Origin of the sequence: Pseudomonas sp. GM84, from assembly GCF_000282535.1 — a bacterium.
Classification (GTDB): domain Bacteria; phylum Pseudomonadota; class Gammaproteobacteria; order Pseudomonadales; family Pseudomonadaceae; genus Aquipseudomonas.
On record NZ_AKJC01000324.1, the window covers coordinates 1 to 6,736 of the forward strand.

Sequence of the window (6,736 nt, forward strand, 5' to 3'; positions counted from 1 at the left end):
AAGCCGGCTCCCACAAGGATCCCGCAGCCCTGGAGATCGGTGTGGGAGCCGGCTTGCCGGCGATGAGGCCAGTACAGGCACAAGAATTCATCGGCCCAGATAAACCTCGACCACCCGCTCATCCGCCTGCACCTGCTCCAGCGACCCCTCCGCCAGCACACTGCCCTGGTGCAGCACGGTCACATGGTCGGCGATGCTGCCGACGAACCCCATGTCATGCTCCACCACCATCAGCGAGTGCTTGCCGGCCAGCCCCTTGAACAGCTCGGCGGTGAATTCGGTCTCGGCATCGGTCATGCCCGCCACCGGCTCGTCGAGCAACAGCAATTGCGGTTCCTGCACCAGCAGCATGCCGATCTCCAGGAACTGCTTCTGCCCGTGGGACAGCAGGCCGGCCTGGCGTTGGGCCAGGGGCAGCAGGCGCAGCGTGGTCAACACCTGCTCGATGCGCGCGCGTTGCTCGCCGTTCAAGCGCGCGGCCAGGCTGGCCCACACCGACTTGTCGGTCTTCAGGGCCAGCTCAAGGTTCTCGAATACCGTCAGCGCTTCGAACACCGTGGGCTTCTGGAACTTGCGACCGATGCCGGCCTGGGCGATCTGGAATTCGCTCATGCGGGTCAGGTCGAGGGTGTCGCCAAAATACGCGCTGCCCGTGTCGGGACGGGTCTTGCCGGTGATCACGTCCATCATCGTGGTCTTGCCGGCGCCGTTCGGGCCGATGATGCAGCGCAGTTCGCCGACACCGATGTACAGGTTCAGCGCGTTGAGCGCCTTGAAGCCATCGAAGCTGACGCTGATGCCCTCAAGGCTCAGCACCGTGCCATGGCGCGTGTCCAGGCCTGCCGCGCGGCGGCTGCCCAGGCCAATGGCATCGCGGCCGGCGCCCAGGTGATCGAAGACCGGTTCGAGCATGAACTCGGGGTGCACAGGGGGGACGCCTCTCATGGCTGGCTCCTTTTCTTCAGCAGGCCGACCACGCCTTTGGGCAGGTACAGGGTGACGAGGATGAACAGTGCGCCGAGGAAGAACAGCCAGAACTCCGGGAAGGCCACCGTGAACCAGCTCTTCATGCCGTTGACCAGGCCGGCGCCGAGCAGCGGGCCGATCAGCGTGCCGCGACCGCCCAGGGCCACCCACACGGCGGCTTCGATGGAGTTGGTCGGCGACATCTCGCTGGGGTTGATGATGCCCACCTGCGGCACATACAGCGCACCGGCCAGGCCGCACAGCACGGCGCTGAGCACCCACACCAGCAGCTTGAAACCACGCGGATCGTAGCCGCAGAACATCAGGCGGTTCTCGGCATCGCGCACGGCGGTGAGCAGGCGGCCGAACTTGCTCTGGGTCAGCCGCCAGCACAGGTACAGGCTGGCCAGCAGCAAGCCTACCGTGAGCAGGAACAGCACCGCCCGTGTGCCCTGGGCGGCAATGTCGAAGCCGAGGATGGTGCGGAAACTGGTGAAGCCGTTGTTGCCGCCAAAGCCCGTTTCATTGCGAAAGAACAAGAGCATGCCGGCGAAGGTCAGGGCCTGGGTCATGATCGAGAAGTACACGCCCTTGATCCGCGAGCGGAAGGCGAAGAAGCCGAACACCAGCGCCAGCAAACCCGGCGCCAGCACCACCAGGCACAGGGCCCAGGCAAAGTGCTGGGTACCGGCCCAGTACCAGGGCAGTTCGCTCCACGACAGGAAGGTCATGAACCCTGGCAACCCATCGCCGGCCGCCTGGCGCATCAGGTACATGCCCATGGCGTAGCCACCGAGGGCGAAGAACAGGCCGTGGCCAAGCGACAACAGCCCGGCATACCCCCAGACCAGGTCCAGGGCCAGGGCGACGATGGCGTAGCAGAGGATCTTGCCGACCAGCGTCAAGGTGTAGGCCGACACCTGCAGCGCATGGCCTGCCGGCAATAGCGACAGCAGCGCCAGGGCCAGCAACAGCAGGGCGGCGACAGCGGCGATGGCCAGCGTCACGCGCGGGCCGGCTTTTTGTGAAGCGGTGACAAGCAGTGGCTGGTTCATCAGTCGATTACCCGTCCCTTGAGGGCGAACAGGCCTTGCGGGCGCTTCTGGATGAACAGAATGATCAACGCAAGGATGAGGATCTTGCCAAGCACGGCGCCGATCTGCGGCTCCAGCAGCTTGTTGGCGATGCCCAGGCCAAAGGCCGCCCAGAGGCTGCCGGCCAGTTGCCCGACGCCGCCGAGCACCACCACCAGGAACGAATCGATGATGTAGCTCTGGCCCAGGTCCGGGCCGACGTTGCCGACCTGGCTGAGGGCCACGCCGCCTAGCCCGGCGATACCCGAACCGAGGCCGAAGGCGAGCATGTCGACGCGCCCGGTGGGCACGCCGCAGCAGGCCGCCATGTTGCGGTTCTGGGTGACCGCGCGCACGTTCAGGCCCAGCCGCGTGCGGTTGAGCAGCAGCCAGGTGAGCAGCACCACGGCCAGGGCGAAGCCGATGATCACCAGGCGGTTGTACGGCAGCACCAGGTTGGGCAGCAGTTGGATACCGCCGGACAGCCAGGCCGGGTTGCTGACCTCGACGTTCTGCGCGCCGAACAGCAGGCGGATGGCCTGGATCAGGATCAGGCTGATGCCCCAGGTCGCCAGCAGGGTTTCCAGCGGGCGGCCATAGAGGTGGCGGATCACCGTGCGCTCCAGCGCCATGCCGACCCCGGCGCTGACGGCGAATGCCACCGGCAGGGCGATCAGCGGGTAGAACTCGATGGCGCCCGGCGCGTAGCGCTGCAGCAGGACCTGGACCATGTAGGTGCTGTAGGCACCGAGCATGAGCATCTCGCCATGGGCCATGTTGATCACCCCGAGCAGGCCGAAGGTGATGGCCAGGCCCAATGCCGCCAGTAGCAGGATCGACCCCAGCGACAAGCCGCTGAAGGCCTGTCCGAGCAGCTCGCCGAACAGCAGTTTGCGCTTGACCTGGGCCAGGCTGGTTTCGGCGGCGGTGCGTACTGCGGCGTCGGTTTCGGCGCTGGGTTGCAGCAGCGCTTCCAGGCGGGTGCGGGCCAGCGGGTCGCCGGTTTCGCCGAGCAGGCGCACGGCGGCCAGGCGTACCGAGGGTTCGCTGGCGCCCAGCTGCAGGTTGGCCAGGGCCAGGCCGAGGGCGGCCTGCACGGCGGCGTCCGGCTCGCTGGCGAAACGGCGGTCGAGGAATGCCATCTGCGCGGGCTGCGCGCTTTTTTGCAGGTGCTGGGCGGCGGCAAGGCGCAGGTCGCGGTTGTCACCGAGCAATTGATGGCTGGCCAGGGCGTTGTCGATCAGGCCGCGCAGGCGGTTGTTCAGGCGAAGCTTGCGGGTGTCGCCTTCGGCGATGCGGCCCTGGCGTAGGTTCTCCAGCAGAGGCAGGCGCGCAGCGTCGGGTTGGGCCGCCCAGCTTTCGAGCAGGCGGGCTTGCTCGGCGGGCTTGGCGGTGAGGAAGAATTCGCCTTCGCTGGCTTGGGTTGCCAGGGGCATTAGCAGGAGGAGGGTGAGCAGGAATCTGAGCATGCGGGCAATCCTGGAAAATCGGCGGTGGATTCTTCGCGGGACAAGCCCGCTCCCACAGGTAACTCACAGGTCCCGAGGACAGTGGTGTTTCTGTGGGAGCGGGCTTGCCCCGCGAATGGGGCGCGCAGCGGCCCCAATGCACTCAGTTACCTTTCACCGCGAAATCGGGCCGCTTGTCATTCCCCGGAATGAACGGGCTCCAAGGCTGCGCCCGCAGCGGCTGCTCGGTCTCCCACACCACGCTGAACTGCCCGTCATCCTGGATCTCGCCGATCATCACCGGCTTGTGCAGGTGGTGGTTGGTCTTGTCCATGGTCAGGGTAAAGCCGGACGGTGCCTTGAAACTCTGCCCGGCCAGCGCCTCGCGGACCTTGTCGACATCGGTGGACTTGGCTTTCTCCGCCGCCTGCGCCCACATGTGGATGCCCACATAGGTGGCCTCCATCGGGTCGTTGGTCACCGCCTTGTCGGCGCCCGGCAGGCCCTTGGCCTTGGCGTATGCCTTCCAGTCGGCGACGAACTTCTGGTTGACCGGGTTATCCACCGATTCGAAGTAGTTCCACGCCGCCAGGTGGCCCACCAGCGGCTTGGTGTCGATGCCGCGCAGCTCCTCTTCACCCACCGAGAAGGCCACCACCGGCACGTCGGTGGCCTTCAGGCCCTGGTTGGCCAGCTCCTTGTAGAACGGCACGTTGGAGTCGCCGTTGACGGTGGAGATCACCGCGGTCTTGCCACCGGCGGAGAACTTCTTGATGTTGGCGACGATGGTCTGGTAATCGGCATGGCCGAACGGCGTGTACACCTCTTCGATGTCCTTGTCGGCCACGCCTTTGCTGTGCAGGAAGGCGCGCAGGATCTTGTTGGTGGTGCGCGGGTAGACGTAGTCGGTACCCAACAGGAAGAAGCGCTTGGCGCTGCCGCCGTCCTCGCTCATCAGGTATTCCACCGCCGGGATCGCCTGCTGGTTGGGCGCGGCGCCGGTGTAGAAGACGTTCGGCGACATCTCTTCACCTTCGTACTGCACCGGGTAGAACAGCAGGCCGTTGAGCTCTTCGAACACCGGCAGCACGGACTTGCGCGACACCGAGGTCCAGCAGCCGAACACCACCGCGACCTTGTCCTGGGTCAGCAACTGGCGGCTCTTCTCGGCGAACAGCGGCCAGTTGGAGGCTGGGTCGACCACCACCGGCTCCAGCAGCTTGCCGTTGACCCCGCCCTTGGCGTTGATCTCGTCGATGGTCATCAGCGCCATGTCCTTGAGCGAAGTCTCGGAGATCGCCATGGTCCCGGACAGCGAATGCAGGATGCCGACCTTGATGGTTTCGGCGGCCTGGATGCTCCAGCTCAGGCCCATCGCCGCGATCGATGCGCTGAGGGTAAAGGCCTTGATCAGACTGCGACGCTTCATGTGCTCTCTCCGCTGAGTTTTTTAGGGTGTTGGCCAGCGGGGAGGGGCGTTGCAAGGGGTGTGCCGAATGGCGAAAGGGGCGCAGTAGAGGGGTTGTGCGAGGTATTAGGGCGTTGGCGAGGGCCAGGTTGGTGCCTGGCAATCTGGGGTGCACAGGAATGGGGCCGCTGCGCAGCCCATCGCTGGCAAGCCAGCTCCCACAGGTACAGCGTTGCTCCCAAGAACAATGCAATCCCTGTGGGAGCCGGCTTGCCGGCGATCGGGCTGCAAAGCAGCCCCTTGCAGAATCAGCCGTTACGCACAGCCGTGCGCGGATGCCGCTTGCTGCGCACAAACTGATAGGTCACCGCCAGCAGCACGAACCAGATCGGCGTGACGACCAGTGCCGAGCGGGTGTCCGCCTCAAGGCTCAGCAACACCAGAATGAAGGCGAAGAACACCAGGCACACGTAGCACATGAATCGCCCGCCCGGCATCTTGTACTTCGAGGCCTGGTGCAGCGCCGCGCGGTGTTTGCGGTACTTCAGGTACGACAGCAGGATCAGCGTCCAGACGAACATGAACAGCACCGCCGACACCGTGGTGACCAGGGTGAACGCTTCGACCACGTTGGGCACCAGGTAGATCAATACCGCGCCGAGCAACAGGCAGGTGCAGGAGAAGAACAGGCCGTTGGCCGGCACCGCGCGGCGCGACAGTTTTTCGAACGCCTGCGGCGCATCGCCTTCCTGGGCCAGGCCGTAGAGCATGCGGCTGGTAGAGAACACGCCGCTGTTGGCCGACGAGGCCGCCGAGGTCAGCACCACGAAGTTGATGATGCTCGCCGCCGCCGGCAGGCCGGCCAGCACGAACAGTTCAACGAACGGGCTCTTGCCCGGCACCACGTCGCGCCAGGGGGTGACCGCCATGATCGCGATCAGTGCCAGCACATAGAACACGATGATCCGCACCGGGATCGAGTTGATTGCCCGTGGCAGGGTGCGCTCGGGGTTCTTCGCTTCGGCGGCGGTGGTGCCGACCAGCTCGATGCCGACGAAGGCGAACACGGCAATCTGGAAGCCGGCGAAGAAGCCCATCAGGCCATTGGGGAACATGCCGCCGTCATTCCACAGGTTGGCCAGCTGCGCGGTGTGCCCGCTCGGCGAATCGAAGCCGGTGATGACCATGTACAGGCCGGTGGCGACCAGGCCGAGGATGGCGACGATCTTGATCAGGGCGAACCAGAACTCCAGCTCACCGAACATCTTCACGGTGACCAGGTTCAGCGACAGCAGCAGCGCCACGCAGGTCAGCGCCGGTATCCACTGCGGCAGGTCGGGGTACCAGAACTGCGTGTAGGCGGCGATCGCCACCACGTCGGCGATGCCGGTGACCACCCAGCAGAACCAGTAGGTCCAGCCGGTGAAGTAGCCGGCCCAGGGGCCGAGCAGGTCGGCGGAGAAGTCGATGAACGACTTGTAGTTGAGGTTCGACAGCAGCAGTTCACCCATGGCGCGCATGACGAAGAACAGCATGAAGCCGATGATCATGTAGACGAAGATGATCGACGGCCCCGCCAGGCTGATGGTCTTGCCCGAGCCCATGAACAGGCCGGTGCCGATGGCGCCACCGATGGCGATCAGCTGGATGTGGCGGTTGGTCAGGTTGCGCTGCAGGTGCTGGTCTTCAGCAGGAGGGGTCGGGGTCATTGGCTGCATTCCATTGAGGGTCAGTCTTTTTCTGAAAGCCGAGTAGGCTAACACGAGCGTCCCAAATCGGGGCGCGACAGATCGACACGACTTCTGGGGTGCAGTTGGGGCTGCTTTGCAGCCCAATCGCCG

5 protein-coding genes are annotated in these 6,736 nt (G+C 65.1%); all 5 read right to left on the reverse strand.

What is annotated here, in order from left to right:
• Positions 1–87: 87 nt before the first annotated feature.
• The gene (urtD, locus tag PMI38_RS23280; protein ID WP_008099609.1) at positions 88–945 is read right to left on the reverse strand and encodes an urea ABC transporter ATP-binding protein UrtD; all 858 of its coding nucleotides are present in this window, start codon (positions 943–945) and stop codon (positions 88–90) included.
• Positions 942–2,021: an urea ABC transporter permease subunit UrtC gene (urtC, locus tag PMI38_RS23285; protein ID WP_008099611.1), complete on the reverse strand. Its 1,080-nt coding sequence runs from the start codon at positions 2,019–2,021 to the stop codon at positions 942–944. The genes urtD and urtC overlap by 4 nt, the downstream gene beginning before the upstream one ends.
• Entirely contained in the window at positions 2,021–3,508 is a 1,488-nt protein-coding gene (gene urtB, locus PMI38_RS23290; RefSeq protein WP_008099613.1) for an urea ABC transporter permease subunit UrtB, read from the reverse strand. Before urtB ends, urtC begins: the two co-directional genes overlap by 1 nt.
• 142 nt (positions 3,509–3,650) lie before the next feature.
• Positions 3,651–4,916, reverse strand: coding sequence for an urea ABC transporter substrate-binding protein (gene urtA, locus PMI38_RS23295; protein ID WP_008099615.1), 1,266 nt, complete (start codon positions 4,914–4,916; stop codon positions 3,651–3,653).
• Between the two features lie 287 nt (positions 4,917–5,203).
• Entirely contained in the window at positions 5,204–6,604 is a 1,401-nt protein-coding gene (gene cycA / locus PMI38_RS23300) for a D-serine/D-alanine/glycine transporter (RefSeq protein WP_008099617.1), read from the reverse strand.
• Between the last annotated feature and the right edge of the window lie 132 nt (positions 6,605–6,736).

What these genes read in the sequence shown, in the direction of transcription:
- urtD (WP_008099609.1), bottom strand. Translation starts at nt 945, where the DNA reads ATGAGAGGCGTCCCCCCTGTGCACCCCGAGTTCATGCTCGAACCGGTC.
- urtC (WP_008099611.1), bottom strand. Translation starts at nt 2,021, where the DNA reads ATGAACCAGCCACTGCTTGTCACCGCTTCACAAAAAGCCGGCCCGCGC.
- urtB (WP_008099613.1), bottom strand. Translation starts at nt 3,508, where the DNA reads ATGCTCAGATTCCTGCTCACCCTCCTCCTGCTAATGCCCCTGGCAACC.
- urtA (WP_008099615.1), bottom strand. Translation starts at nt 4,916, where the DNA reads ATGAAGCGTCGCAGTCTGATCAAGGCCTTTACCCTCAGCGCATCGATC.
- cycA (WP_008099617.1), bottom strand. Translation starts at nt 6,604, where the DNA reads ATGACCCCGACCCCTCCTGCTGAAGACCAGCACCTGCAGCGCAACCTG.